The organism is Halomonas sp. (assembly GCF_052095695.1).
Classification (GTDB): Bacteria; Pseudomonadota; Gammaproteobacteria; order Pseudomonadales; family Halomonadaceae; genus Vreelandella.
The window spans coordinates 18,380-42,863 of sequence record NZ_JBQDLQ010000024.1 but is presented as its reverse complement, the minus strand read 5'-3'; the positions used below and the strand labels follow the sequence as shown (position 1 = coordinate 42,863).

The following is a 24,484-nucleotide window of genomic DNA, read 5'->3' as shown; positions in this document are numbered from 1 at the left end:
CCTGTGACCCAATGATTAACAGTCATTTGCTCTACCAACTGAGCTATCGAGGAACATAATAAGTTGTCGTGTTTAACACAGCGTTTTCAAAAATTTTGCCAAGTACTTTTTTGCCAAATACTTTACGCAAAATATTGGCTCCTCGAACAGGACTCGAACCTGTGACCCAATGATTAACAGTCATTTGCTCTACCAACTGAGCTATCGAGGAACTGCTCAAACACGGTGCGTAGTATACCCGTAGAAATGTGATGGTCAAGTATCGATTATTGAGGAACGCTAGCCGCTGCTTTCTTGTATCCGTATAATGCCGCTATTAAAGATTGCGGCTTGGTGATGACAAACACGGGCCGCACGATAACTTTCCATTCATCCTCGTCCCCCGACGACTCATAGATGACAGGTACCGATGGCGAAGAAGCTCTTCATCAAAACGCACGGCTGCCAAATGAACGAGTACGACTCCTCCCGCATGGCGGATCTACTCGGCGAATCTCACCAGCTCGAACTCACCGATAATGAGCGTGAAGCCGATGTCATTCTGTTAAACACCTGCTCGATTCGCGAGAAAGCGCAGGAGAAGGTTTTTCATCAGCTGGGACGCTGGAAAAAACTCAAAGACGCCAATCCCGATCTGGTGATTGGCGTAGGTGGGTGCGTGGCCAGCCAAGAAGGCGAAGCGATTCGCAAACGCGCGCCCCATGTGGATATGGTGTTTGGGCCGCAAACCCTTCACCGCGTACCCTCGATGCTGGATGCCCGTGGCAATAACCAGATTGCCGCCGTGGATGTCACTTTTCCTGAGATCGAGAAGTTCGACCATCTGCCCAAGCCCACTTCCGATGGCGCCACGGCATTTGTCTCGATTATGGAAGGCTGCTCCAAGTACTGCACCTTCTGTGTGGTGCCCTACACCCGCGGCGAAGAGGTCTCGCGCCCCTTTGAAGCGGTAATGGATGAGGTCATCCACCTGTCTGACCAGGGTGTGCGTGAAATTAACCTGCTGGGTCAGAACGTTAACGCCTACCGCGGTGAGAACCAGTTAGGCGACGAGATCGACCTGGCCGAACTGATTGCCTGTGTGGCGGCGGTCGATGGGATTGATCGCGTCCGTTTCACTACCTCGCACCCGGTAGAGTTTACCGACAGCTTGGTCGACGCCTTTGCCGATATTCCTGAGCTAGTGAGCCACCTGCACCTGCCGGTGCAATCAGGTTCAGACCGCATTCTCAACGCCATGAAGCGTGGTCATACGGCAGCCGAGTACGTCGAGAAGATGGAGCGTATCCGCGCCAATCGTCCGGATATCAGCTTCTCATCGGATTTTATTATCGGCTTCCCCGGCGAGACTGAAGAGGATTTCGAAGCCACGATGAACTTAATTCATCAGATTGGCTTCGACCACTCGTTCAGCTTCGTTTACTCCGCACGCCCAGGCACGCCCGCTTCTGGCCTACCCGATGAAACGCCGGAAAGTGTCAAAAAGCAGCGGCTGGCGATTTTACAGGAACGGATTATTCAGCAAACGGCCCAGATTAGTCGCCGCATGGTCGGCAGCACCCAGCGCGTGTTGGTCAACGGCTTTTCGCCGCGTGACCCCGGCCAGCTTTCTGGACGCACCGAGAATAATCGCGTGGTTAACTTCCGCGCCGCTAACCCCACCGAGCTGATCGGCTACTTTGTCGATGTCGACATCACCGAAGCGTTTCCCAATTCGCTGCGCGGTGAGCTTGCCTCTCCCGAACGCTATTGATCGTTCTCTTATCACAGATCATTGCCCCGCTTCAGGCGGGGCAGTAAGCTGAACGATACACACACTAACGAGGGGTTCCCCACTCTTGAGTCAGCCAACACCTCAGGCCAATCGCATCATCACCTTAAGCCTTGAACCCAATGATCCGCAGCGCCTTGCTAGCCTTTGCGGCCAGCAGGACGAGCATTTGAAGCTGATTGAAAGCCGCCTGGACGTGACGCTGCGCAACCGGGGCAATGTTTTTCAGTTAGCCGGTGCTGCCAACCGTATTAAGGCCGCGGGCAACGTGCTGGAACATCTTTATCGCGAAACGGCAGCCAGTGATCTTGACGCCGACACCGTGCATCTTTTTCTTCAGGAATCAGGGCTTGAAGCACTGGAAGACGAAGAGGAAAGCACCGGCAGTAGCGATGAAGTGATCATGCGCACACCGCGCACCATGATCAAACCTCGCGGGCTTAATCAGCAGCGCTACGTTAGCAGTATCCGCGAGCACGACATTAATTTTGGCGTGGGCCCCGCGGGCACGGGTAAAACATATTTAGCGGTAGCCGCGGCGGTCGAAGCGCTCAACCAGCAGGAAGTCCGGCGCATATTGCTGGTACGCCCGGCGGTTGAAGCCGGTGAAAAACTAGGCTTTCTACCGGGCGATCTGGCTCAGAAAATCGACCCTTACCTGCGCCCGCTTTACGATGCTCTCTACGAAATGATCGGCTTTGAGCAAGTGGCTAAGTTGATTGAGCGCCAGGTGATTGAGATTGCGCCGCTGGCCTATATGCGGGGCCGCACGCTCAATAACTCCTATATTATTTTGGATGAGAGCCAGAACACCACGCCGGAACAGATGAAAATGTTCCTAACCCGGATTGGCTTTGGCTCCACCGCGGTGATAACGGGCGACGTTACCCAGGTCGATCTACCCAAAGGCCAGCGCTCAGGTCTGATCCAAGTACTCGACGTGTTAAAAGACACTCAGGGAATCGGCGTTACTCACTTTGCTGCCAAAGATGTGGTACGCCACCCGCTGGTTCAACGCATTATCGAAGCCTACGATATGTTTGAGTCCCAGCAGGAAGTCGAAGAGCGCGCTCGCCAAGCAGCACGCCAGCAAGAACGCGATGCACGTATACATGCCCGAGAAGATTCATGGGACCGTTCACGATGAGCGAAAGCGCACTAAGCGAGATAGTAATTGATCGCCAGGCGGCTATCGACGAACCGCTGCTTCCTTCGCTGATACAGCTCATCCAATGGGTGGGCTGTGTTTTTGCACACCACCCTGATGATCAGCGACGTGAGCTGACCATTCGCTTTGTGGATGAACTCGAAGGCCAGACGCTTAACCGTGACTATCGTGGCAAAGACAAAACCACTAACGTACTGTCGTTTCCCTTTGGAAGCCCGCCGGGCATTGAGCTACCCCTGCTAGGCGACCTAGTGATTTGTCACGCGGTCGTAGCGCAGGAAGCCAGTGAGCAAGGCAAACCGTTGGAGCATCATTACGCGCACATGGTTGTGCATGGCACCCTGCACCTGATGGGCTATGACCATATTGATGATCAGGAAGCGGAAGAGATGGAGCAGTTCGAGCGCGAGCTACTAGCAGAGCTGAATATTCCCGATCCCTATGAGACGGATACCGGTGCTGGCGATGTCGATAGTCGCTCAGAGCGTTAGCAAGCGGCTGCCCTAATTATTGGAGTGTCCAATCACCCTACAGTGAATCTGGTACTATCCTTGCTCAGCTGATACAACAGCTTCATTGATAAATTAACCACCTGACATTGCAACTGTCTGTCCGCAAACAAGAGATTTGACGCATGAGCGAAGACCGATCGAGCACCCCTAGTCAAAAATCCTGGCTCGAGAAACTCTTTGGCGCCCTTTCCGGAGACAATGACGAACCCAGCTCACGAGATGAGCTGATGACGTTTTTACGCCATACCGCAGGCAAATTAAAGCTTGATCAAGACGCCATCATGATTATTGAGGGTGCACTTGATATTAGCGATCAGCAGGTACGTGAAGTGCTGATCCCGCGCTCGCAGGTGTCAGCAATAGCCCTGGATCAAACAAGCGACGGCTATTTGCCGTTAATCCAAGAAACCGGCCATTCACGCTACCCGGTGATCGGCGAAAACTTGGATGACATCAAGGGCATACTGCTAGTTAAAGACTTACTGCCGCTGCTGTCGCAGACGCAAGCCCAGCGCGACGCTTTCAAGTTAGACGACATATTGCGCCCTGCCATGTTTATTCCCGAATCAAAGCGTCTTAACAGCTTGCTGAAAGAGTTTCGGGATACGCATAACCATATGGCGGTGGTTGTAGACGAATACGGCGGTACGGCCGGCATCATTACGATCGAAGATATTCTTGAGCAGATTGTTGGCGATATCGAAGATGAGCACGATACCGATGAAGAAGACGATATTCGCGAGATTGAAAATGACCATTTCGCCATTCGCGCACTGACACCCATCGAAGACTTCAACGAGCGCTTTGGTACTGAATTCTCCGATGACGAATTTGATACCGTCGGCGGCCTGGTCATGCAACAGTTCGGCCATTTGCCACGTCGCGGCGAACATACCATCCTCGGCGGCTGGCGGTTTGTGATTCTCAACGCTGATACTCGCCGCATTCGCCTACTTGAGGCGTATCGTGATCACCGTCGTGATGAAGATGAAGACGACAACGACCAAGAAGACAAGCAGGCCTAGTCGATGCCATTTCATTGTCTCTCTGCCCACTCCCTCAAATTTTACCGACGATAGGCCATCGCTATGGGCTTCCCCCCCGCGTTTTTGTTACAGCTGCTTGCCGCACTGGTGGCAGGCGGCTTCACCACGCTAACCGCCTCCCCTTTCGAACTATGGTGGCTAGGGCCTGTTGCGATTGCACTGCTATACGTTGGGCTGCACACTCTAACGCCTGCTCAGGCGGCGCTTAAAGGCTGGCTATATGGTGTTGCGCTGTTCGCCAGCGGTACGTCGTGGGTATACGTATCAATTCATGACTACGGTTATACCGGGGTTCCACTGGCAGTATTTCTGACTGCCCTGTTTGTGACCGTTCTGGCGCTATTTTTTGCCGGCACGTTTTGGCTCTACCGACGTTTCACATCCGCTCGCCTCGCGTTTATTAGCTTTGCTGGGGCCTGGGTGCTGGGCGAGATACTGCGTACCTATCTGTTTACTGGCTTTCCTTGGCTACTGCTGGGCTCTGGCTACGTTGACTCGCCGCTAGCCTCCTGGGCGCCCGTTGGCGGGGTCTACTTGCTGTCTCTGATGGTTGCACTCAGCGGCGCACTCGCCGCTGAGCTACTGCTGCGCCGTCAGTGGTGGACGCTTGTCCCCCTCGCCGCCATTTGGTTAATTCCTTTAGCACTTCCCACGCTGTGGACCACACAAGCCAGCCAGCCAACGCGGGTAGCATTGCTGCAAGGCAATCTACCCCAGCTTGTAAAGTGGACCTCAGAAGGCCAGCGCGTCGCTGCTAATACCTATAGCCAGCTGAGTCGCGACGTTGCCGATGATGTTGACCTAATCATCTGGCCAGAAACGGCCCTGCCGATGACGGAAACTCAGGCTCGACCTATATTGGAACGGGTGCAAGCGCATCTACCGCCCGACGTTGCCCTGCTGACCGGCGTCGTGCAACGCGATGAGCAGGAACGCTACTTCAATGGCGTGATTGGCGTTGGCAATGTCGAAGGCAGCTATCAGAAAGAGCATTTAGTGCCATTCGGTGAGTACTTGCCGCTGGAAGGCTTGTTGCGCGGAGCGATTAACTTTTTTGACCTGCCCATGTCATCCTTTACCAAAGGAGCGACGGAACAAGCGCCCATGCAGGCAGCGGGAACCTATATTGGTAACGCAATCTGCTACGAAATCATTTACCCAGGGCTAGTAGCCCGTCGCGCGCAAAGTAGCGACGTCATCGTAACCGTCTCAAACGACACTTGGTTTGGTGCCTCTATTGGCCCTAATCAACACCTGCAGATGGCACGGCTACGCGCGCTAGAAAATGGCCGCTACGTGCTTCGCGCGACCAGCAACGGCATTACGGCGATTATCGATCCCACTGGCCGTATCGTTGAACGCGCTCCGCAGTTTCAAACAGTCACGCTCAAGGGTGAGTTCTACGCTATGGAAGGCTTAACGCCGTTTACGCGTACCGGAAGCTGGCCTGCGTGGCTGCTGGCCGGTGTGATGCTCTTAGCAGGTGTATTTGCAGCGCGCAACGCGCGCCGAGAAGCACGCTAAAGAAACGCACCGAATAAGGCTGACTAAAAAAATGCCCCGAGCCCTCTCAAGGGCTCGGGGCATGTCGTTTACTACGCGCCTTAGCGAGCAGGTGAAAAGTAATTTAAGCCGGGCTGTTGTTCAGCGTCGCCATATCAATCACGAAACGATAGCGTACATCGCCTTTTTCCATGCGCTCGAAGCCTTCATTGATCTTATGAATATCGAGCATTTCGATATCACAAGTAATGCCTTGGTCGGCGCAAAGTTTTAGCAGCTCTTCAGTTTCAGCGATACCACCAATCAAAGAACCCGCCACAACGCGACGCTTAAAGACCAGGTTGAACGCTTCAATAGCAGGCTCGATAGGTTCAAGCAAACCAACGATAATGTGCGTACCGTCATACTTAAGCGACGTTAAGTAAGGGTTTAGGTTGTGCTGAACCGGGATAGTGTCGAGCATGAAGTCGAAGCTTTCAGCCACGGCATCCATCTGCGCCTGATCGCTGGAAACCACGACATGGTCCGCACCGTTGCGCTTGGCTTCTTCAACCTTGGCGTCGGAGCGCGTGAATACCGTCACTTCAGCACCCAGCGCTTTCGCCAGCTTAACGCCCATATGGCCTAAGCCACCCATGCCAATCACGCCGACTTTATGGCCTTTTCCTACGCCGTGGTGCTTGAGCGGAGAATAGGTCGTGATGCCCGCGCATAAAATCGGTGCCGCAGACGCCAGATCAATACCATCAGGCATTTGCAGTACAAAGTGTTCACTCACCACGATAGCGTCGGAGTAGCCGCCCTGAGTCATGGTACCGTCTTGGCGATCTTCACCGCCGTACGTCATGGTAAAGCCTTCCAGGCAGTACTGCTCTACGCCATCTTTACAGGCAGCACAAGTACGGCATGAATCTACCATGCAGCCTACGCCGACTAGGTCGCCGGCTTTGAAGCGCACTACTTCGTCGCCAACGGACGTTACACGGCCGACAATTTCGTGGCCGGGAACAACGGGATACTGACTCATGCCCCAATCGTTACGCGCAGAGTGCAGGTCGCTGTGGCAGACGCCGCAGTAAAGAATCTCAATCGACACATCGTCTGAGCGTGGCTGGCGACGTTCAAACGTGAAAGGTGCTAGCGGCTTGTCGGCAGCAAACGCCGCATAGGAAAGTACTTGGGGTAGCGCTTGGCTCATCGGTGGATTCCTCATCGTCAAAACTTGCCCTTCAAGACCGGGCCTTCAAGACCGGGTCATCAAAGTCGGCCATTATTATTGGCCTAATCAGAAAGGATAGCGATAAACAAAGCTACGTCATTTTTGCCTATTCCTACGCATGAACGTAACTAAATAACAAAAATAACGCCAAAATCGTTATCATTATACAAAACCCACCATAAAGGGAGACAAGCAATCATGGCCTCTACCGCCCAGGCTGGCAATGCGCTGGCTGATATCATCCAGCCCCTCATTGAGGGCGATGGCATGGCCGCAACACCTCTTCCTGGCGTTTCGTTACTCTGCCTCAGCCGCCATCAAGTGCGCACGCCACTGCTTTATGAGCCAAGCTTAATCATCATTGCGCAGGGACGTAAAACGGGCTATCTGGGCGATCGAGAAATCCATTACAACCCTGGTCATTACTTAGTACAAACACTGCCGCTGCCGTTTGAATGTGAAACCTACGGTTCACCGGAATCTCCCTTACTGGGCATATCCGTTCGCCTTGATCCTGCACTATTAAGCGAGATGGTGACAGCCATGGGCGATATTGGTCATCATTCCCAGGCGCCGCTGCCAATGGCGTCTGTCGCCATGACGGAGGGCATGCAAAATGCCGTTCTTCGCTTAGCCCGCTCGTTACCACTACAGGTAGAGCGCAGCACGATGGGCAAAGCCCGCATTCGTGATGTGGTGTTTGAAGCACTAAAGGGCGAGCAAGGACCCGCATTAAGGGCACTGATACTAGGTCACGGCAATTACTCACGCATCGTGCAGGTGCTCTCGAAACTGCATGCTAACGTGGCCGGTGAATTTAGCGTAGAGCAACTGGCCCAGCAGGCGAGCATGAGTCCATCAACGTTTCACCAGCACTTCAAGCAGATCACGCGCTCATCACCCGCGCAATACTTAAAAAGACTTCGCTTGATCAAAGCGCAACAGCTGCTTGTGCAGGATATTCACAATGTGAATCAAGCCGCTGCGGCCGTTGGGTACCGCAGCGTTTCTCAGTTTAGCCGTGATTATAAGCGCTACTTTGGCGAATCGCCCTTGCAGCATCGCCGCCAAGAGCAGGCCTTACGGGCCTAAAACTGAACAGAGTGCTGCTAATGCCGCCCGATGCTTACTTCGCGAACACCTGGCTCATATCTTTGAACGCTTTGAACTCAAGCGCATTGCCACACGGGTCGAGCAGGAACATGGTGGCCTGTTCGCCTACTTCACCCTTAAAGCGCACGTAAGGCTCAATGACAAACTGGGTATCGTGTGCTTTTAAACGCTCAGCCAGCGTTTCCCACTCGTTCCACGATAAGATCACACCAAAGTGTGGCACTGGCACGTTATGGCCATCAACGGGGTTGGTATGCGCGCTCTCCTGGCCCGGCGTTTTGGGCTGCTCATGAATGACTAGCTGGTGGCCAAAGAAATTAAAGTCGACCCACTGCTCGCTAGAGCGCCCTTCTTCCAAGCCAAACACGTCATTATAAAAGGCTCTTGCAAGCGCTACGTCGTACACGGGAATTGCCAAGTGAAAAGGTGAAAGGCTCATGAGCATCTCCTAAATCTTTGCGTTAGGTAAAATGGCTAGCGTCTTGCAAGGCCACGGTGTCATTATCCTAAGACGTGATATGCAAAAATAAAATCAATTGTTTTTTAACCAACCCACAAAAAGTATTTATGAATGATTCGTGAGCTCAAGACGTTGATTGCCGTTGCCCAGGAAGGTACCTTCGCCGCGGCAGGTAATAAAATAGGCCTGACGCAAGCCGCGATCAGCGCTCAGATGAAACGCTTGGAAAGCGCCCTTGGCGTGGCTTTATTTGAGCGTAAAGGCCGGGTTGCGATATTGACACAATGCGGCCAAGAAACGTTGCAGCAGGCACACACGCTGCTTGCGCTTTATGGCACTTTAGGGGCTTCGCCCACCGACCAAGGGCTGAACACGCGCGTGAATATTGGTGCGATTGCCTCTATTCAGCGAACGTTTTTACCCGATATTTTGGCCAACTTTCATCGTCGCTTCCCTGAATGCCGCACCCGGGTAGTACCCGGTCTTTCCATGGCGTTAATGAACCAGGTCGATGCCGGTGAGCTAGATATGGCGGTGATCATTCGCCCACCATTTTCGCTGCATAGCGATTTACGCTGGACGCCTCTTGCCCATGAGCCTTTTCGTTTAATAGTCCCGCGCCAACTACCGATTGAGCCTTGGCAACAGATGCTGGCTACTCATCCTTTTGTGCGCTATGACCGCGCATCTTTTGGCGGCCGACAGGTGGATCGCTTTTTAAGAGATAACCACTGCCATGTCCGCGAGGTATGCGAGGTTGATGAGCTGGATGCCATTGTGCAATTAGTGGCCAATGGGGTGGGTGTGGCGCTTGCCCCGCAGTCGGGAGCACTTAAACGCTGGCCTAAAGAAGTACGGGCTATTGATTTAGCCGAGCGGACGTTTCACCGCGACATTGGGCTCATCCACCGTGCTAGCGGGCATTTAAGTCCGCCCGCTGCTGCGCTCGCCGACTTAATTAACGATACCGCTCGCATCATCGAGCAACCGTCTCCCTAGCGCTGAAGCCTGACGTAAACAGCGCTTGAACAGTGATTGGCTAAGCTAAAAAAACCCAAAAAAACGCCAGCCCAAAAGGGCTGGCGCATTTATACGTTAAACGCGTTAGATCACACGCATCACGCGTCTGTCGTAACGTCTTGCTGCTCGGCGTCCTGTACGTCGTTCATCTCAGCATCGTCCTCTTCAACGTCATTTTGAATCTCATCTCCAACGCCATTGGGCTGAGGCTCAGCCGCGTCGGTGTTTGCGTCTTCTTCCAACACTTCATCGCTGCCATTGCCAGCGGCCAAATTCGCTGGCTCGTCCAGCTCTAGGGTACTCGCAGTATAAGCACGCACCTCACTCAACAAGTCAGGATTTTCTGCGAGATGCTGGCCGTATGAAGGCACAATCTGGCGCAGAGCATTTTGCCATTCGCTACTTTCCATCTGTGCTGGGAAAGCCGTATCCAGCAAATTCAACATAATAGAAGGTGCCGTCGAGGCGCCCGGTGAAGCGCCCATCAGAGCTGACATGGTGCCATCAGCAGAGATGACAACCTCAGTACCAAACTGCAGGGTGCCGCCGTCTTCGGGATCATCCTTGATAATTTGGACACGCTGCCCCGCTGTCCAAAGCTCCCAATCCTCTGGATTGGCTTCTGGATAAAATTCCTGCAAGGCTTCCATACGATCGCCATCAGACATCAGCACTTGGCCTACCAAGTAACGCACCAAGTTAAAGTTATCTAGACCAACTTCCACCATTGGCCAAGTATTGTTGAACGTCATGGAGCCAAACAGGTCCGTCCAGGAGCCCTCTTTGAGGAACTTACTTGAGAACGTCGCAAACGGCCCAAAGAACAACGCAGGCTCACCGTTAAGATTACGGTAGTCTAAATGCGGCACTGACATTGGCGGCGAGCCCTCACCGGCCTTTCCGTACACTTTAATTTGATGCTGAGCGACAACGTCAGGATTCGTGGTGTAAAGGAATTGACCACCTACCGGGAAGCCTGCATAAGCACTCGCTTCAGGGATACCTGATGCCTGAAGAAGCGGCAGCGCGGCACCACCGGCACCAATAAAGACAAAGCGTGCGTCGACGCTGGTTTCATCGCCGCTTGCTAAGTTTTTAACCGTCACATGCCATGAATCGTCATCATTGCGCTCAAGCCCACGGACTTCACTGTTCAACGACAAAGTGAAATGCTCGTTATCGCTCAGCGATTCAATCATCTGCTCTGTTTGGGCGCCGTAGTTAACTTCCGTTCCCATCTGCATTCGCGTTGCCGCAACGGGAGTGTTGTCATCACGGCCTGCCATCACGAGAGGCATCCACCCAGCGATCTCGTCGCGATCCTCTGAGTATTCCATATCAGCATAAAGCGGATTTTGCACCATGCTGGCATGACGCTCGCGTAAGAACGCCACATCATCTTCACCCCAAACAAGCGCATGATGCGGAACGGTGTTGATGAAAGCGTTCGGATGACTCAGAACATCCTGGTCTACCTGATGCGCCCAGAATTGACGAGAAAGCTCGAACTGCTCGGTTACGTTGATCGCACGCTCAATTTCGACGTGATCGCCATCGCCCGGCGTATAATTCAGCTCCATAAAGGCAGAGTGGCCGCTGCCGGCGTTGTTCCAAGCATTCGAGCTTTCTTGACCTACTTGATCAAGGCGCTCAAAAAGCTGTATATCCCACTCAGGCTCTAACTCTTGTAGATAGGTGCCGAGCGTAGCGCTCATAATACCGCCACCAATCAACACGACATCTACAGGCTCATCGGCTGAAATCGGCATAGCTGCTAGCGCTAAAAGCGGCGAGCAGAGTAAAAGGTTGAAACGTTTTTGCATGTCATGCCCCTGGCGGTACATAAAGAACGTGCCGGAAAGATAGGCGTCCTTTAGCGAGATAGGTATCATTTGCCGTCGAAAGTCTAGCAAAAATCCGCCACATCAGAAACATATGGCATCACTTAAATGAGAATAGATGGAATTTAGCGTATGAAACCAGAAGACCTGGAAAAGCTAGTGACACGCACCATGCCTTTTGGAAAGCACGCGGGTTGGCTCATTGCCGACCTCCCCGGCCCTTACCTGAACTGGTTTGCTCGAGAGGGATTTCCCTCAGGTGAAATCGGCCAGTTGCTACAGTTGATGCAGGAAATTGACCATAATGGCCTTAGTGAGCTGTTAGAGCCACTGCGTCAGAGACCCAGGTAGCGTTAAGATTGATGCTGCCTGCGTTCGCTGGCCGCTCGCTGAAACTCAGCGTGATACGCCGACGCATGCAGCACACGATCAGCTGGAAAGCGCCCGAGTGCAACGGCTAGCTCAAAAAAGCCTTCTGCAGGCAGGCCCTCACCCCGCCGGCTAACCACTAATGCGGCAATGAAGGGCTTCTCTTGCGCAGCGTCTTCACGCATTAGCTGCTCTAATGATTGAGTGACCTGGGCGATGGTGCGCGGCGGTGTTAGCGACAATGCAGAAGCGACCTGCTGATAGGTCATAGGCAGTGCCTCACGCGGTGCGCTCGTGAGCAATTCGCGTAGCGCTGTTTCTATAGCGGTCATAAACACCCCGTTGATGGCGCAGTTGCGTTAACAATAGCTAAATACGATGTGATAAGGAGAAAACGTGACGACACGTCAAAAAGCCTCTCGCCCCAATCCTAGCCGCTGGCCGGGTGTACTAGCAGGGTTAAGCATTGTATTACTCGTCGTGGCAGCCGTGATGATGGCCGGATCAGGCCCAGCATACCGCGGTGGGCATATCTCGTTAAGTGAGGCGTTTAGCTTACTGCGCAACGGCGTTTATGCCGCGGGGGTAGCGGTCGCATTAAGCCTTGTGGCGCTTCTGGTTAGTGCGATCAAACGCCGCTCCACGCCAGCCGTGATAGCAACACTGGTTATTTTTAGTGCGGCAGCGCTACTTTATGTGCCGTGGCAACACTGGCAGCGTGCCCAGTCTTTACCCGCCATTCACGATATCACCACTGACATGCAAAATCCGCCTGCTTTTGAAGCACTAGCAAGTGCTCGCCAAGCAGCGCCTAATGCACTCGCTTATCCCGGTGAAGCAACCGCTCGGCAACAGCAAGCGGCTTATCCGGCGATCAAGCCTCTCATTTTGAAGGCAACGCCCCAGGCAGTCCTGGCGGCGGCACAAGCAGAGGCAGAAGCAGCTGGCTGGCGAATCGCCAGGATTAGCGATAATCACATAGAGGCGACGGCAACGACACCTTGGTTTGGGTTAGAGGATGACGTTGTCATTCGTTTAACGGAACGCGAGAACGCTGTGCAGGTGGATATGCGTTCGGCATCGCGTATAGGCGCCAGCGATGTAGGTACCAACGCTGCGCGCATCCAAGCCTTTTTGGATGCCTTAAAAATTCGCTTCAACTGACGTTTTTAATGCCTTGGGCTGAGCCAGTGGCCACCTTCACGCGCTAGAATTTGCTCAGCGTATAAGGTGGCGATGGGCACTTGATGCTGCGTAGGAATATCGCCGGTAATCCATTATTACAGGGTAACTTCTTCAGCTATAGTTACTTAACCAATTGCAATAGAAAGTCTTTTCTAAGCAGGACGCTCAATAGCAAAACGGTCGCTGATACGAAGATAATCGCTGCCGGCTAATCGGCCCACGGGCTTGAGTTGCTCCATATCAACATGACGGCCGTCCCACAGTGCGTCGTCAATATGAATTGAGACCACCTGGGCAAGCACTAAGGTGCCTGCTAAGGGCTGGTCGCCAAATCGAATCATATCGAACAGCTTGCAGCCAAAAGCAACCGGCGCGTTGGCAATCCGGGGCACGCTCACACCGGGCATACTGGCTTTTTCTAATCCGGCCAGCGCAAACTCATCCTCGTCTGGAGGCACGCTTGCACTGGTGACATTGAGTGCTTCGACTAGCGCCTCACTGCCCACATGCACGACACATTCCGCGACGTCGTTTAAATTGCGGATCGTGTCTTTAAGCTCACCACTACCATCTAGCAATGGTGAGAATGCCAGCACAGGCGGATTGACGCTGGCTACGTTAAAAAAAGAAAATGGTGCCAAATTGGCATTGCCGTGTTTATCTTTCGTCGCGACCCAGGCAATAGGGCGTGGGCAAACAGTGCCAGACAGTAACCGGTATATAACACCTGAACTTAATGGGGATTCGTCTAGCAAGTAGTCGCTCATTTGTGGCTCACTCTTCAGTCGCTGAAATAGCTGCTGCCCAGCAGTTCTCGTCATCTTGTGTGCAATTTAATAAGCCGAAAGCCAATATAGGCCTACGCTGGTCAAAAATCGAGCCTCGCTGCATGCAGTAATCCCGGCATCGCTCACGGTCATGGGCAGTCATATCAAAAAGTAGGAGTTCAAAATGAAACTCGACCCAATGTCCTTGCGACTGTTTGTCCGGGTAGCAGAGACGGGCACTATTACGGGTGCTGCTGATGCAGAGTTTATTGCGACATCTGCGGTTAGCAAACGCCTAAGTGAACTAGAGACACATTTCAGCACGCCGCTACTGCACCGCAACAACCGTGGCGTAGAGTTAACGCCCGCGGGCAATGCACTACTGCATTTATCGCGGGGCGTGCTACATAACCTCGAAGACTTAGAGCTTCAGATGCGCGATTACACTAGCGGTGAACGGGGTATTATTCGCATTTTTGCCAATATGTCAGCCATCACTCAGTATTTACTTGGCGAGACTCAAGCTTTTTTTGAAAAGCATCCTGATATTGGTGTGCAGCTTGAAGAGAAAGTTAGCCCGGTTATTACCCGTGAAATTATGGCAAATGGCGCCGATATTGGCATATGCGCAAAACTGCCTCATGGCTATGACTTAGCAGAGTTGCCTTACCACACGGATGAACTAGTGCTTGTCACGCCGTTAAATCACCCACTTGCCGATCGTGACGTCATCGATTTTCGCGATAGCCTTGAGCATGCCTATGTCGGCCTGCACTCATCAAGCGCCATCAATTTACAGCTGTTGAAAGCGGCCAGTTTAGCTAATAGGCCATTACGGTTACGTATCCAGGTTACTAGTTACGACGCGCTATGCTTGATGGTGCAGGCGGGGCTTGGTATTGGCGTAGTTCCCCGAGGTGCTATTCGCCAATATGTTGGCGGACTTCAGGTGCGTGTACTGCCTATTCGAGATGACTGGTCTAAACGCTCACTGTGTATCTATGTCAATAATATAGAGCGAATATCCATGGCCGCCAGGCTATTTGTGGACCATCTTGTTGAATCTGCTAATCTTTCACAACCATCAAATCGAGCATAAAAGAGACAGAACAATACGATGCTACCAGGGATTTAGCACTCGTACAGCGCCAGCATTCTCGCTTTACGAAAGCAGGCTCATCAATCACCAATACCCAAGCGCACTAATAAAAGGTAATTATAGTCTTGAGATGGTTATGTATAATGCAGCCCGACTGTCTCGCAAGCACAATTAAAAAGTGGCACTTAGCGCTTGAGCTAATCACTGAAGCTCAGAACGCTAACGCGCCATCACCGAATCGAACACTCCAAGACAATAAAAGCATCTCAATGCTTGAGGTAATAACAATGACTCCTTTCACTCTGAAAGCACGATTACTCCTTCCTGCATCTATATTGGCCTTAGGCATGCTTACTAGCCCCCTTGCTCAAGCACAAGACGCCTTAAATATGGGCGCGGTTCCTACTGGCACTGGCTGGTTCTTTGGTATTTCAGAGGGCGCACGGGTTATCAGTGCTAACACGCCTTATGAAATTACCGTGCGCGAAACCGGCGGCACGCGAGAAAATGCTATTCGCTTAGGGCGCAATGAGCTTGATCTTGCCTTCACCGAAGCCTTGGTAGGCTACGAGCAGTACAACGGCACTGGTCGGTTCGAAAGTACACCCAACGAAAATGTACGCCTTGTATACTGGATTGCCCCCTCCACAATGCACTGGGCCGTTCGTCAAGACGCCGACATCAAGAGTTTCGAAGAGCTCACGGGCAAGCGCTTCAATCCCAGCAGTATTGGCGGCGGCGGCGAGTACATCACTGAGCTAGTGTTTGATATTTTAGGCGTAGAGCCTGATTTTCAGCGCATGCGGATCGATGATGCAGCCGAAGGAGTCATTGATGGTCGCTTGGTAGGTTTCAGTTATAACGGCATTCCCCCCATACCGGCGTTTACAGAAGTTCACTCCTCGCGCCCCTTACAGTTGCTTTCGCTTTCAGAAGAGCAGCTTGAAACCGTAACAACCGAGCTTCCTTTCTTATCGACGTCAATTATCCCTGCAGACACCTACCGCGGCATGGATGAGGCAACATCCTTGGGAATCTATATGGGCGTGTCGGCCAATAGCTCTCTTGATGATGATATTGTTTATAACATCACCAAAGCCTATTGGGACAACCATGAACAGGTAGCGGCTTCTTTTGCTCCTGCCAAGGGAATGACCCCGCAAGACGTCATTGATAATGCCACCTTCCCGGTCCATGCGGGTGCGCTGCGCTATTACCAAGAGCTGGGCCTTGAAATACCAGAAGACGTTATTCCTCCCGAAGCGCGCTAATTTCTACTGGCACCCGCAGGCGATTAATAGCCTGCGGATGCTTAAACATCCTCATATTTATACGCGCCTGCAGTGGTTGCTAAAGGGCACGTGAGCGTGGGAGCCATCCAATGGATACCGCTGGAAGCAATAAGATCGTTGAGAAGTACTCAGAAGACTCGGGCAAGCGCCAGCTTACGGGTGTCTGGTTTTTGGTGATGCGATCAATCGCAGTGGCGATGGCAGTCTTTCACCTTTATGCCGCTATAACGGGGGCCGTTAATACCCAAAATGCCATACACCTCTTATTTGCCCTACCGTTAATCTTTTTGGGCTACTCCTGTCATGCGCAAGACAATCACCGCCTGCCTTGGTTTGATGTCATCCCTGTGATACTGGCAATCGCGGTTAGCGGTTACTACATCATGCAGTTTGATCGGATTATCTATGAGCTGGGTTACCTCATGCCGACCACCTATGATTTGGTGTTCGGGATTCTGGCCATTTTACTTTTGCTTGAGGCCTGCCGTCGTGCCATCGGCCTTGCGTTTCCAATCCTGGTACTTATTGCGCTTTCCTATGCCTATTTTGGCAACTATCTACCCGGTGTATGGGGGCACGGAGGGTTTGGCTGGGCCGACTTAGTGGCCACTTTTTACATGAGCCCAACCGGGATTTACGGCAGTTTGATGCGCACTTCCTCAACGGTGATCGTGGTATTTATTATGTTTGGCGCGCTGCTGGTAACCACTGGCGGTGGCGATACATTTATGCGTTTATCTAATTCGCTGACTGGCGGCATGGCCGGAGGCCCCGCTAAAGCGGCCACTTTATGCAGCGCCCTGTTTGGTAGCATCAGCGGCAGCACCGCTGCCAATGTAGCGACTACCGGCGTATTCACCATCCCTCTGATGAAAAAAAGCGGTTATAGTCCGCGCTTCGCAGCAGCCACTGAGGCCTCTGCATCTACCGGCGGACAAATATTACCCCCTATCATGGGTGCCGCGGCCTTCGTCATGGCTGATGTTATTTCCGTGAGCTACCTAGAAATAATCGGTGCCGCCCTTATTCCCGCCCTGCTTTTCTATCTAGCCATCTGGATGAGCGTTCACTTCGAAGCCCAGCGCCTTGGACTAAACCCTATACCCAAAGACCAGCGCCCTACGTTACGCGAGGGTCTGTTCAACATGGAAACGCTGCTGCTGCCGATCATTGTACTCATCGCCATGCTGGTGCTGCGCTATACCCCTACCACTGCTGCCGTCGCCGCTTATTTCACAGCACTACTAATTTACCTCTTCTCCTGGCGCAGCCCCGGTAACTTTACGGATCGCTTGAAGTCGATCCCCGCTGCCTTAGAAGCGGGTGCGATGACAGCGGCAATGATCGCCGTTATCATCGGTAGCGTTGCGATTATTGCATCCGTCATCAGCCTTACCGGCCTAGGGCTTAAAGTCTCATCTGTGATTCTCGTCGTCAGCGGCGGCGATGTATTAGTCACACTACTGTTGGCAATGGTAGTGGCGATCATTCTCGGCATGGGGCTCCCTACCGTGGCAGCCTACATGCTGGCTGCGTCTGTTGTAGCGGCTGCGTTTATTGAGGCTGGCTTGCCTAGCCTTTCATCGCATCTATTCATTCTCTACTTTGCAATTCTTTCCGGCGTGACACCGCCCGTTGCGCTAGCGGCCTATATTGGCGGCGCTATCGCGGGTTCACACTGGTTTAAAACGGCCCTTACGGCGACCAAAATATCGCTCGGCGGCTTCTTAATTCCCTTTATGTTTATCTACCACCCACCTCTTTTAGGCAATGGAACCGTGCTTGAGATTGCCCTTGCCGTGGGCTCCGGTATTATCGGTATAGTGGCGCTTGCTGCATCAACGATTGGCTTCTTTTTACGCCCATGCAGTTGGCTCGAGCGTGGATTATTACTCACAGCTGCCCTGATGCTGATTAATGGTCAAGTGATGACCGATATAGCAGGTATTGCACTGATTGTCGGGCTGTTTGGGTGGCAATACCGATTAAATAGTACTGATAAAAATAGTACTGATGACGCCCGCGCCCTTCTGCCAAGCAAGGAGCTCTCGCAATGAACATTGTCATTCCAGACGATTATCAGGACTGTGTAAGCAGTTTAGACGCCTTCAAACAGTTAGAAGGCCATGACGTGGCGATTTATCATGACCCCCTTACCGATCTGGATGCACTAAGCACCCGGTTTAAGGCCGCAGAGGCACTCGTGCTTATCCGCGAACGCACGCCCATCACGGCGGCCCTACTTGAGCGCCTGCCGAATCTCAAAGTGATTAGCCAAACGGGCGGTGGTGCGGCACATGTTGATATGACGGCCTGCCGTCGCCACGGTGTGACCGTGATGGCCGGCACCGGCTCGCCTAACGCCGCGGCGGAATTAACCTGGGGGCTTGTGCTCGCCGCGATGCGCAATATTCCCGCAGAGGTTGAAAACCTAAAAGCAGGCCGCTGGCAGCGTACGCTAGGCACGGGGCTCAAGGGACGCACGCTAGGTATTTTTGGCTATGGGAAAATTGGCAGTTTAGTCGCTCGCTATGGCCAGGCGTTTGACATGGAAGTACTGGTATGGGGGCGAGAAAGCACTCGCCAGCGCGCCATTGAGGCTGGCTTTGACGTTGCCAAAAGCCAGGCGGATTTCTTCCAGCGCGCCGATGTATTAAGTCTTCACCTTCGTTTAAACGATGACACTCGGGGTATCGTCACCGCTGAATTACTCGCCCAAATGAAGCCAACTTCCCTGCTGGTGAACACCAGCCGTTCTCAGCTACTGGCACCACAGGCGCTTGAACAGGCACTGCGCGCCGGACGCCCAGGCCAAGCCGCGGTTGACGTCTTCGATACGGAGCCTGTCGTCACAAGCCCTCTGCTCGAATTGCCCAACGTAATCGCCACACCACACCTAGGCTACGTCGAAAAAGACAGCTATGAGCTCTACTTTGGCGATGCGTTTAGCAACCTACTGGCTTATATCAATGGGCAGTCAGTCAATAATTTAGCTGGCTAGGGTTGGTTAGTACCATTCAGCCAATAAGCCCCATGTCTGTGCCAATTGTGCTAGCCTTGTAGGTTCATGAGGAACACAGAGGACATGAATGCTCACCATTTCTAGCGACGTTACCCTGGCTGACTGGGAGGTTGGTATTAGCCAGATTCGTGCACAAGGCGCTGGCGGCCAGAACGTCAACAAGGTCGCTTCAGCCGTACACTTGCGCTTCGACATTCTGAGCTCCACGCTGCCACCACTCTACAAAGAAAGGTTGATGGCGTTGTCCGATCAGCGCATTAGCAAAGAAGGCGTGGTGATTATTAAAGCCCAGAGCCATCGCAAGCTTGAGCTAAATAAAGAAGATGCACTGGCACGTTTAAGTGAGCTGATACGGAGTGCCACCAAACCGCAAAAAATTCGCCGTGCCACTAAACCCACTAAAGGCTCACAACGCCGCCGGGTTGACCACAAAACCCGCAAAGGTAAAGTTAAATCGCTGCGCGGCAAAGTATCTACTTCATAAGCCATCGCTCGATACTTAATGCCGAAGAGCTTTCAATAATGACGAAAGCCCATACAACCGCTAAGGTGCTGCCTATTTCGCCTTGCGTACAAATCTGCCACATAGAATCGTCAACATCGGTGTGCGAAGGCTGTGGACGTACACTAGATGAAATAGCCTGCTGGGGAGCCATGACCGAGGCTGAAAAAGCCCCGGTATGGGAACGACTGGAAGCAGAAGGCTACTTCTCAGACTCTGTATGCTGATGACGATCACACAATATATGTTGTAGCTCGCCACAGCCCACCATGGGGTCGTCACAGTTGATAACGATATCAGAGTGAGCCAACACGTAGCTGCGACCGGTGATGGTATTGTCGACGACCTGATAATCGCCCTCTTGATGCGTGCCCATGAAGGTCCCGATAAAGCCCGTCTCACGCAGCGAAACGGTCTCCAGCTTATCCCCCACGCTCAGCCGCCCTTCATAGTTCATTAGCGCTAAGCGTGCCGACGTACCGGTGCCTGTGGTGCTGCGGCAGATAACGCCAGGGTGAACATACGTGGTGGAACGTGAGCGCATATATCCCTCCCCTACCTTCTCCTCAGGGCCCATAAAGTGCAAAAATGGCAATGGTCCCACATCTCCAAGCGTGTAATGAGAGAAGCCACGCTGCGCTTTAATTGCCTCAACAATTTTATAAGCACACTCCGCCAATGCTCGCTCCTCATCACGCACTAGCTTAAAGCCAAGCTCAGTCGCATCTACCAACGCATAAAAGCCGCCGCTATAAGCGATTGAGTAGGTCACATCACCAATACTCGGCACGTAAATCGTAGCGCAATAGGTGTCGATATAACTGGGCAACCCGCTGCAGGTGACCGATTTGACAACGCCGTTATGCACCTTCGCTTCAATTTGCACCAGGCCCGCGGGCGCTTCTAGCTTGAAGCGCTGAATACCTTCTTGCTTGGGTACAATACCGCTCTCTAGTACGGCGGTGGCCGTGCACAGCGTATTGGAACCAGAGTAAATGGGGTAGCCCATCACTTCCATAATGATGTAACCCGCGGCGGCCTCTGGATGGCAGGCTGGCACCAACAAATCGACCGACATTTCCGGCACGCCGTAAGGCTCTTCTAGTAGCAGACGGCGCAAACCGTCGGCGTCATCGCGCAGGTACTCCATCTGCTCGCGAACGGTGGCACCCGGCAAACTATCAATGCCGCCCGTAACAATACGGCTAACGTCGCCACCGGCATGAGTATCCATTAACTGAATGGTGTGAAAATTATGCACTAGCGTTGCTCCTGAGCGTCGGAAGAGGCGTTTTCAAGAGCGAACGGCGCACCGTGGGAAACCCACTGTGAATCGGGAACCAGCACAATTTTGCCCAGATAGTTGCTGCCTCGATTAACAAAATAGCGCTCGGCAGCATGCAGGTCAGAAAGTTTAAACGCTGCATGAAGCACGGGCTTGAGTTGGCCGCTACGAATCCACTCGACAAGCTGCTCAGCCTCTTCACGAGTACCGTGAGAAACGCCAAAAATCTGCACTTGGTAAAGATAAATGCGGGTCCACATCATTTCGCTGAGATTGCCACCGCTGGCACCGGCTATTGAAAGACGCGGATAGCTCTTTCGGCCCTGCATATCGACAATCATGGTATCGATAAACAGATTAGTCATCTCACCACCCACCAGATCCATCACTGCATCAATCGGTTTGCCGTTAGTGGAAGCTAACACTCGCTCAACAAACGTCGGCAAGTCGCCACGATCAATCACCGCCTCTGCGCCGAATGCGCTTAGCGCATCGGCTTTATCTAGCTGGCTGACGGCGTAAGGGATCGCCCCCACGATACGGCATAGCTGAATGAGCGCCGTCCCCACGCCGCCGCTGGCGCCGCTTACCAGCACCCGCTCACCGGCACCTATATTGGCAGCTGTCATCATGTGATAAGCGGTTTGATACGAGCACATGCCCATTGACGCCAGCTCAGCATCGCGCAGCTCAGGATTCAAAACGGCATAAAACTGATCAGCTGGCACGGCGATATATTCAGCAAACCCACCGTCAGCACCGTGGCCGTAATAATCCGGCGTTAAATTAATATCGCGACGCTCGTCAGCATAGATATTAAAATCGAGCAGCCCGCGCTCACCAATACGCTCGGCGCTAACACCTGCACCGACGGCTACCACGCGGCCTGCCACATCAGCGCCTTGAATACGCGGAAAGGTAAACGTAGGGGTGCCGCCCATGGAAAATGACGTGACGTCGCCCTTATCTTTGGTGGGATAAAGGCCTTCCCGGGCTTTTCTATCGGTGTTGTTCTTGGCCGTCGCGGTTACCTGCACCAACACTTCGCCTGCTCGGGGCTGCGGCGTAGCGACATCCTGATGGTATTCCAATTTATCGATATCCCCATGCCCCGTTAAGAGCATGGCAGCCATCGTCGCTGGTACCTTGTATGCAGTGTCGGCCATAGATTGACTCCATTGTCTGGCGTTAAAACCAGTGTTTACGTTTGAATAACCAAATCAGTATTCCACCGATGCCCAGCATGGCTCCCCATACAAAAAAGTAGCCGTATTGATAGCGAAGTTCAGGCATATATTCAAAGTTCATACCGTAAATACCGGCAATAAACGTTAGAGGCACAAAGATCGCGGTAATGACCGTCAGCACACGCATAGTGATATTTAGCTGGTGGGATGAAATAGAGATATAGCCATCGACTAAATCACCGCAAATTTCATAGTACATCTGGGTCAGGGTATAGAGACGTTCGAAACGCTCCGCCACATCATTAATCGCGTGAAGCGTCTCGCTTTCTTCGCGGGGCACATGCGCGTAGTCGTAAGCCGTTAGCTCTTGGGTAATTCCCTGGTGGTAGCTAAAGATTCGGCGCATTTTCACCAGCCGAGAACGGTAGGTAATGATCTTGCGCATGAGCACATCGTTACCGTCTTCAAGCAGTTCATCCTCCAGGTCGCTCAGTTCGGTTTCAAATTCGAGCAGACTATCGATATAAAAACCGGCGGAAATATACATCACTCGCAGCGCGACATGCTCAGGGGAATGCGCCAGCAGCGTCTTGCCGTGCTCATTAAACAGCCGCTCAATGCTGAGCGCCTCACCGGGGTGCAGCGTCACTAGAAACCGTTCACCGATAAAAAAACATACCTGCTGCGGCAGATAATTCAGCTCGCCATCAAAGGAGGAAATACCCCGATAGATAATCAGCGTGTGATTATCGAACTCTTCAATCTTTGGCGGATGGCGCTCCTTATGAGCATCCTGAATCGCCATAGGATGAAATTTAAAAGCCTCTAAAATGGTGCGTTCACTGTCCTGCGTCTCACCCTGCATATCGATCCAGATATGGCTGTCAGACGTGGCTTGCCACATGCCCAGCAAGTCTTCATTACCTTCGTGAACCGCACCATCGGGCGTAGTAAGCATAGCTCTAATCATAGTCGTCCTTGCGATTAGCGAGCACTCAGAAGCGCTAATCATTCTACGTATTTATCCACTATAGCGATTCAGTCCTGGCACACCAAATTCACGCTACGCTGCCCCCTGCTACACAGGTTGTTTTTTTATAGCATGGGCAAGCACCACGCTGACCAACGTTGACATAGTCAGTGCACCCAGAAAGGGGCCCAACGTAGGAATACTACCAGGAAAGCTCGCCGCTACGACGCCTGCGCTGAAGCTGCCTTGGCTTAACCATCCTGGCAAAATAGCACCGAGCAGCCCAGCAATGCCGCCGCCAATCGCGGCTATTGGCGTCATCCGCTGCCATAACCCTAGCAATATTGGCACCACGATCGCGGCGCAAAGTAAGTCGGCAATAAGGAAAAGGCGCAGTACCGATAATCCTTGCAAAGCAATCACTACCACGGGAATCATTAACGCAACCGTTACCCAACGGGCGATAACCAGAGAAACCCCGCGCGGCCCGCTACGCGAGACAATAAGGGAGGCGATACCACTTTGTAGCGTATCAACACTGGATGCTACCAAGGTAACAGCCAATACCAGTGCAGAGAGCGACAGCCACGCGGGCGCATCCGTTAGCAGCGCAAAAAATGGCATAGGCGGTGCGCCTAGAGAAACCCCACTCATCGCCGCCAACATACCCAAACCACCAATAACCATCACTACTATCATCGTCATAGCACCGCCCAGCAATGCGCCACGCCCCAAGCTGTGATCATCTTTAGCAGCCCATACGCGCTGCCAATAGCCCTGATGGAATAAGTTGGCGGCCGTCACCGCAATTACCAGCGTTAATGCCACGCTAAGCGCGCTGGTAACAGGAATAGCAGGCAGCGCCGCTTCGCTAGGCATAGAGGGCAGCCGCCAAAGTGCCATGCCGCCCACCACGACCAATAGCACCAGCAGCAGCCAGGCCTGCCAACGATCAGTAGCGAGGCTGGCACGCAGGCCGCCCACTACCGTATAAATAAGCGTGGTCAGCGCGACGCCAATCACCACTAATGCGGGAGGAACATCGGACAGCAATGCCGTGATCGCGCCAATCGCGGTTAGCTCAGCGGCTAGAAAGCAGGCCATGTAGGCAATGGACACCAGCGTGACCCAGCGGCGTACGCCGAGGCCATAG

Annotated in this window: 24 protein-coding genes and 1 tRNA gene; 15 read left to right on the top strand and 10 right to left on the bottom strand. The window is 52.8% G+C overall.

Features of this window, described 5'->3' with window-relative positions; all coding sequences use genetic code 11:
- Nucleotides 1-135: 135 nt before the first annotated feature.
- Nucleotides 136-211, bottom strand: a tRNA-Asn gene (locus tag ACTH5D_RS06970).
- A gap of 198 nt (nt 212-409) precedes the next feature.
- Between ACTH5D_RS06970 and miaB the strand changes: the two genes are divergently transcribed.
- From miaB to lnt, 5 genes are all read left to right on the top strand, one after another.
- Nucleotides 410-1,753: a tRNA (N6-isopentenyl adenosine(37)-C2)-methylthiotransferase MiaB gene (gene miaB / locus ACTH5D_RS06965; RefSeq protein WP_427028384.1), complete on the top strand. Its 1,344-nt coding sequence runs from the start codon at nt 410-412 to the stop codon at nt 1,751-1,753.
- Between the two features lie 85 nt (nt 1,754-1,838).
- Nucleotides 1,839-2,918 (top strand): PhoH family protein, encoded by a 1,080-nt coding sequence (locus ACTH5D_RS06960; protein WP_441669603.1) that lies wholly within the window; start codon nt 1,839-1,841, stop codon nt 2,916-2,918.
- Nucleotides 2,915-3,430: an rRNA maturation RNase YbeY gene (gene ybeY / locus ACTH5D_RS06955; RefSeq protein ID WP_441669601.1), complete on the top strand. Its 516-nt coding sequence runs from the start codon at nt 2,915-2,917 to the stop codon at nt 3,428-3,430. The genes ACTH5D_RS06960 and ybeY overlap by 4 nt, the downstream gene beginning before the upstream one ends.
- Before the next feature lie 143 nt (nt 3,431-3,573).
- Entirely contained in the window at nt 3,574-4,476 is a 903-nt protein-coding gene (locus ACTH5D_RS06950; protein ID WP_441669599.1) for an HlyC/CorC family transporter, read from the top strand.
- 63 nt (nt 4,477-4,539) lie between these two features.
- On the top strand, nt 4,540-6,021 hold the full coding sequence (lnt, locus tag ACTH5D_RS06945) for an apolipoprotein N-acyltransferase (protein WP_441669597.1): 1,482 nt from the start codon (nt 4,540-4,542) through the stop codon (nt 6,019-6,021).
- Nucleotides 6,022-6,124: 103 nt separating this feature from the next.
- On the opposite strand, the gene ACTH5D_RS06940 is transcribed toward lnt, so the two are convergent.
- Nucleotides 6,125-7,198: an NAD(P)-dependent alcohol dehydrogenase gene (locus tag ACTH5D_RS06940; RefSeq protein ID WP_441669595.1), complete on the bottom strand. Its 1,074-nt coding sequence runs from the start codon at nt 7,196-7,198 to the stop codon at nt 6,125-6,127.
- 219 nt (nt 7,199-7,417) lie between these two features.
- On the opposite strand from ACTH5D_RS06940, the gene ACTH5D_RS06935 reads away from it, so the two are divergent.
- Nucleotides 7,418-8,311: an AraC family transcriptional regulator N-terminal domain-containing protein gene (locus ACTH5D_RS06935; protein ID WP_441669593.1), complete on the top strand. Its 894-nt coding sequence runs from the start codon at nt 7,418-7,420 to the stop codon at nt 8,309-8,311.
- Nucleotides 8,312-8,345: 34 nt separating this feature from the next.
- Here ACTH5D_RS06935 and ACTH5D_RS06930 read toward each other — a convergent pair whose 3' ends face one another.
- On the bottom strand, nt 8,346-8,771 hold the full coding sequence (locus ACTH5D_RS06930) for a VOC family protein (RefSeq protein WP_441669591.1): 426 nt from the start codon (nt 8,769-8,771) through the stop codon (nt 8,346-8,348).
- A gap of 132 nt (nt 8,772-8,903) precedes the next feature.
- On the opposite strand from ACTH5D_RS06930, the gene ACTH5D_RS06925 reads away from it, so the two are divergent.
- Nucleotides 8,904-9,791 (top strand): LysR family transcriptional regulator, encoded by an 888-nt coding sequence (locus ACTH5D_RS06925; RefSeq protein ID WP_441669589.1) that lies wholly within the window; start codon nt 8,904-8,906, stop codon nt 9,789-9,791.
- A gap of 119 nt (nt 9,792-9,910) precedes the next feature.
- Here the strand turns inward: ACTH5D_RS06925 and mqo are convergent, their stop codons facing one another.
- A complete protein-coding gene (gene mqo / locus ACTH5D_RS06920) occupies nt 9,911-11,635 on the bottom strand; it encodes a malate dehydrogenase (quinone) (protein WP_441669587.1) in 1,725 nt (574 codons plus the stop codon).
- A 150-nt stretch (nt 11,636-11,785) separates the two neighbouring features.
- On the opposite strand from mqo, the gene ACTH5D_RS06915 reads away from it, so the two are divergent.
- Complete coding sequence (locus tag ACTH5D_RS06915; protein ID WP_441669585.1) at nt 11,786-12,004, top strand: DUF3820 family protein; 219 nt, start codon at nt 11,786-11,788, stop codon at nt 12,002-12,004.
- A 2-nt stretch (nt 12,005-12,006) separates the two neighbouring features.
- Here the strand turns inward: ACTH5D_RS06915 and ACTH5D_RS06910 are convergent, their stop codons facing one another.
- Nucleotides 12,007-12,354 carry a hypothetical protein gene (locus ACTH5D_RS06910; RefSeq protein WP_441669583.1) on the bottom strand — a complete coding sequence of 116 codons (348 nt, stop codon included), beginning with the start codon at nt 12,352-12,354 and terminating at the stop codon, nt 12,007-12,009.
- A gap of 64 nt (nt 12,355-12,418) precedes the next feature.
- Between ACTH5D_RS06910 and ACTH5D_RS06905 the strand changes: the two genes are divergently transcribed.
- On the top strand, nt 12,419-13,186 hold the full coding sequence (locus ACTH5D_RS06905) for a DUF1499 domain-containing protein (RefSeq protein ID WP_441669581.1): 768 nt from the start codon (nt 12,419-12,421) through the stop codon (nt 13,184-13,186).
- Between the two features lie 173 nt (nt 13,187-13,359).
- Here ACTH5D_RS06905 and ACTH5D_RS06900 read toward each other — a convergent pair whose 3' ends face one another.
- Nucleotides 13,360-13,974, bottom strand: a complete 615-nt coding sequence (locus ACTH5D_RS06900) for a flavin reductase family protein (RefSeq protein WP_441669579.1) — start codon at nt 13,972-13,974, stop codon at nt 13,360-13,362.
- A gap of 184 nt (nt 13,975-14,158) precedes the next feature.
- On the opposite strand from ACTH5D_RS06900, the gene ACTH5D_RS06895 reads away from it, so the two are divergent.
- From ACTH5D_RS06895 to ACTH5D_RS06870, 6 genes are all read left to right on the top strand, one after another.
- Nucleotides 14,159-15,073 (top strand): LysR family transcriptional regulator, encoded by a 915-nt coding sequence (locus tag ACTH5D_RS06895; RefSeq protein WP_441669577.1) that lies wholly within the window; start codon nt 14,159-14,161, stop codon nt 15,071-15,073.
- 287 nt (nt 15,074-15,360) lie between these two features.
- Complete coding sequence (locus tag ACTH5D_RS06890) at nt 15,361-16,344, top strand: TAXI family TRAP transporter solute-binding subunit (RefSeq protein ID WP_441669575.1); 984 nt, start codon at nt 15,361-15,363, stop codon at nt 16,342-16,344.
- 110 nt (nt 16,345-16,454) lie between these two features.
- Nucleotides 16,455-18,422: a TRAP transporter permease gene (locus tag ACTH5D_RS06885; RefSeq protein ID WP_441669573.1), complete on the top strand. Its 1,968-nt coding sequence runs from the start codon at nt 16,455-16,457 to the stop codon at nt 18,420-18,422.
- On the top strand, nt 18,419-19,366 hold the full coding sequence (locus ACTH5D_RS06880) for a D-2-hydroxyacid dehydrogenase family protein (RefSeq protein WP_441669571.1): 948 nt from the start codon (nt 18,419-18,421) through the stop codon (nt 19,364-19,366). The genes ACTH5D_RS06885 and ACTH5D_RS06880 overlap by 4 nt, the downstream gene beginning before the upstream one ends.
- An 88-nt stretch (nt 19,367-19,454) precedes the next feature.
- Nucleotides 19,455-19,871, top strand: a complete 417-nt coding sequence (gene arfB, locus ACTH5D_RS06875; RefSeq protein WP_441669569.1) for an alternative ribosome rescue aminoacyl-tRNA hydrolase ArfB — start codon at nt 19,455-19,457, stop codon at nt 19,869-19,871.
- Between the two features lie 38 nt (nt 19,872-19,909).
- On the top strand, nt 19,910-20,116 hold the full coding sequence (locus ACTH5D_RS06870; RefSeq protein ID WP_441669567.1) for a DUF1289 domain-containing protein: 207 nt from the start codon (nt 19,910-19,912) through the stop codon (nt 20,114-20,116).
- Here ACTH5D_RS06870 and ACTH5D_RS06865 read toward each other — a convergent pair.
- From ACTH5D_RS06865 to ACTH5D_RS06850, 4 genes are all read right to left on the bottom strand, one after another.
- The gene (locus tag ACTH5D_RS06865; RefSeq protein WP_441669565.1) at nt 20,092-21,150 is read right to left on the bottom strand and encodes a proline racemase family protein; all 1,059 of its coding nucleotides are present in this window, start codon (nt 21,148-21,150) and stop codon (nt 20,092-20,094) included. The two genes, ACTH5D_RS06870 and ACTH5D_RS06865, sit on opposite strands and share 25 nt — an antisense overlap.
- Nucleotides 21,150-22,340: a zinc-binding dehydrogenase gene (locus tag ACTH5D_RS06860; protein WP_441669563.1), complete on the bottom strand. Its 1,191-nt coding sequence runs from the start codon at nt 22,338-22,340 to the stop codon at nt 21,150-21,152. Before ACTH5D_RS06860 ends, ACTH5D_RS06865 begins: the two co-directional genes overlap by 1 nt.
- A 22-nt stretch (nt 22,341-22,362) precedes the next feature.
- Entirely contained in the window at nt 22,363-23,331 is a 969-nt protein-coding gene (corA, locus tag ACTH5D_RS06855) for a magnesium/cobalt transporter CorA (RefSeq protein ID WP_441669561.1), read from the bottom strand.
- 108 nt (nt 23,332-23,439) lie between these two features.
- Nucleotides 23,440-24,484: sodium:solute symporter (locus ACTH5D_RS06850; RefSeq protein ID WP_441669559.1), on the bottom strand; the 1,045-nt coding region annotated here is incomplete at its 5' end.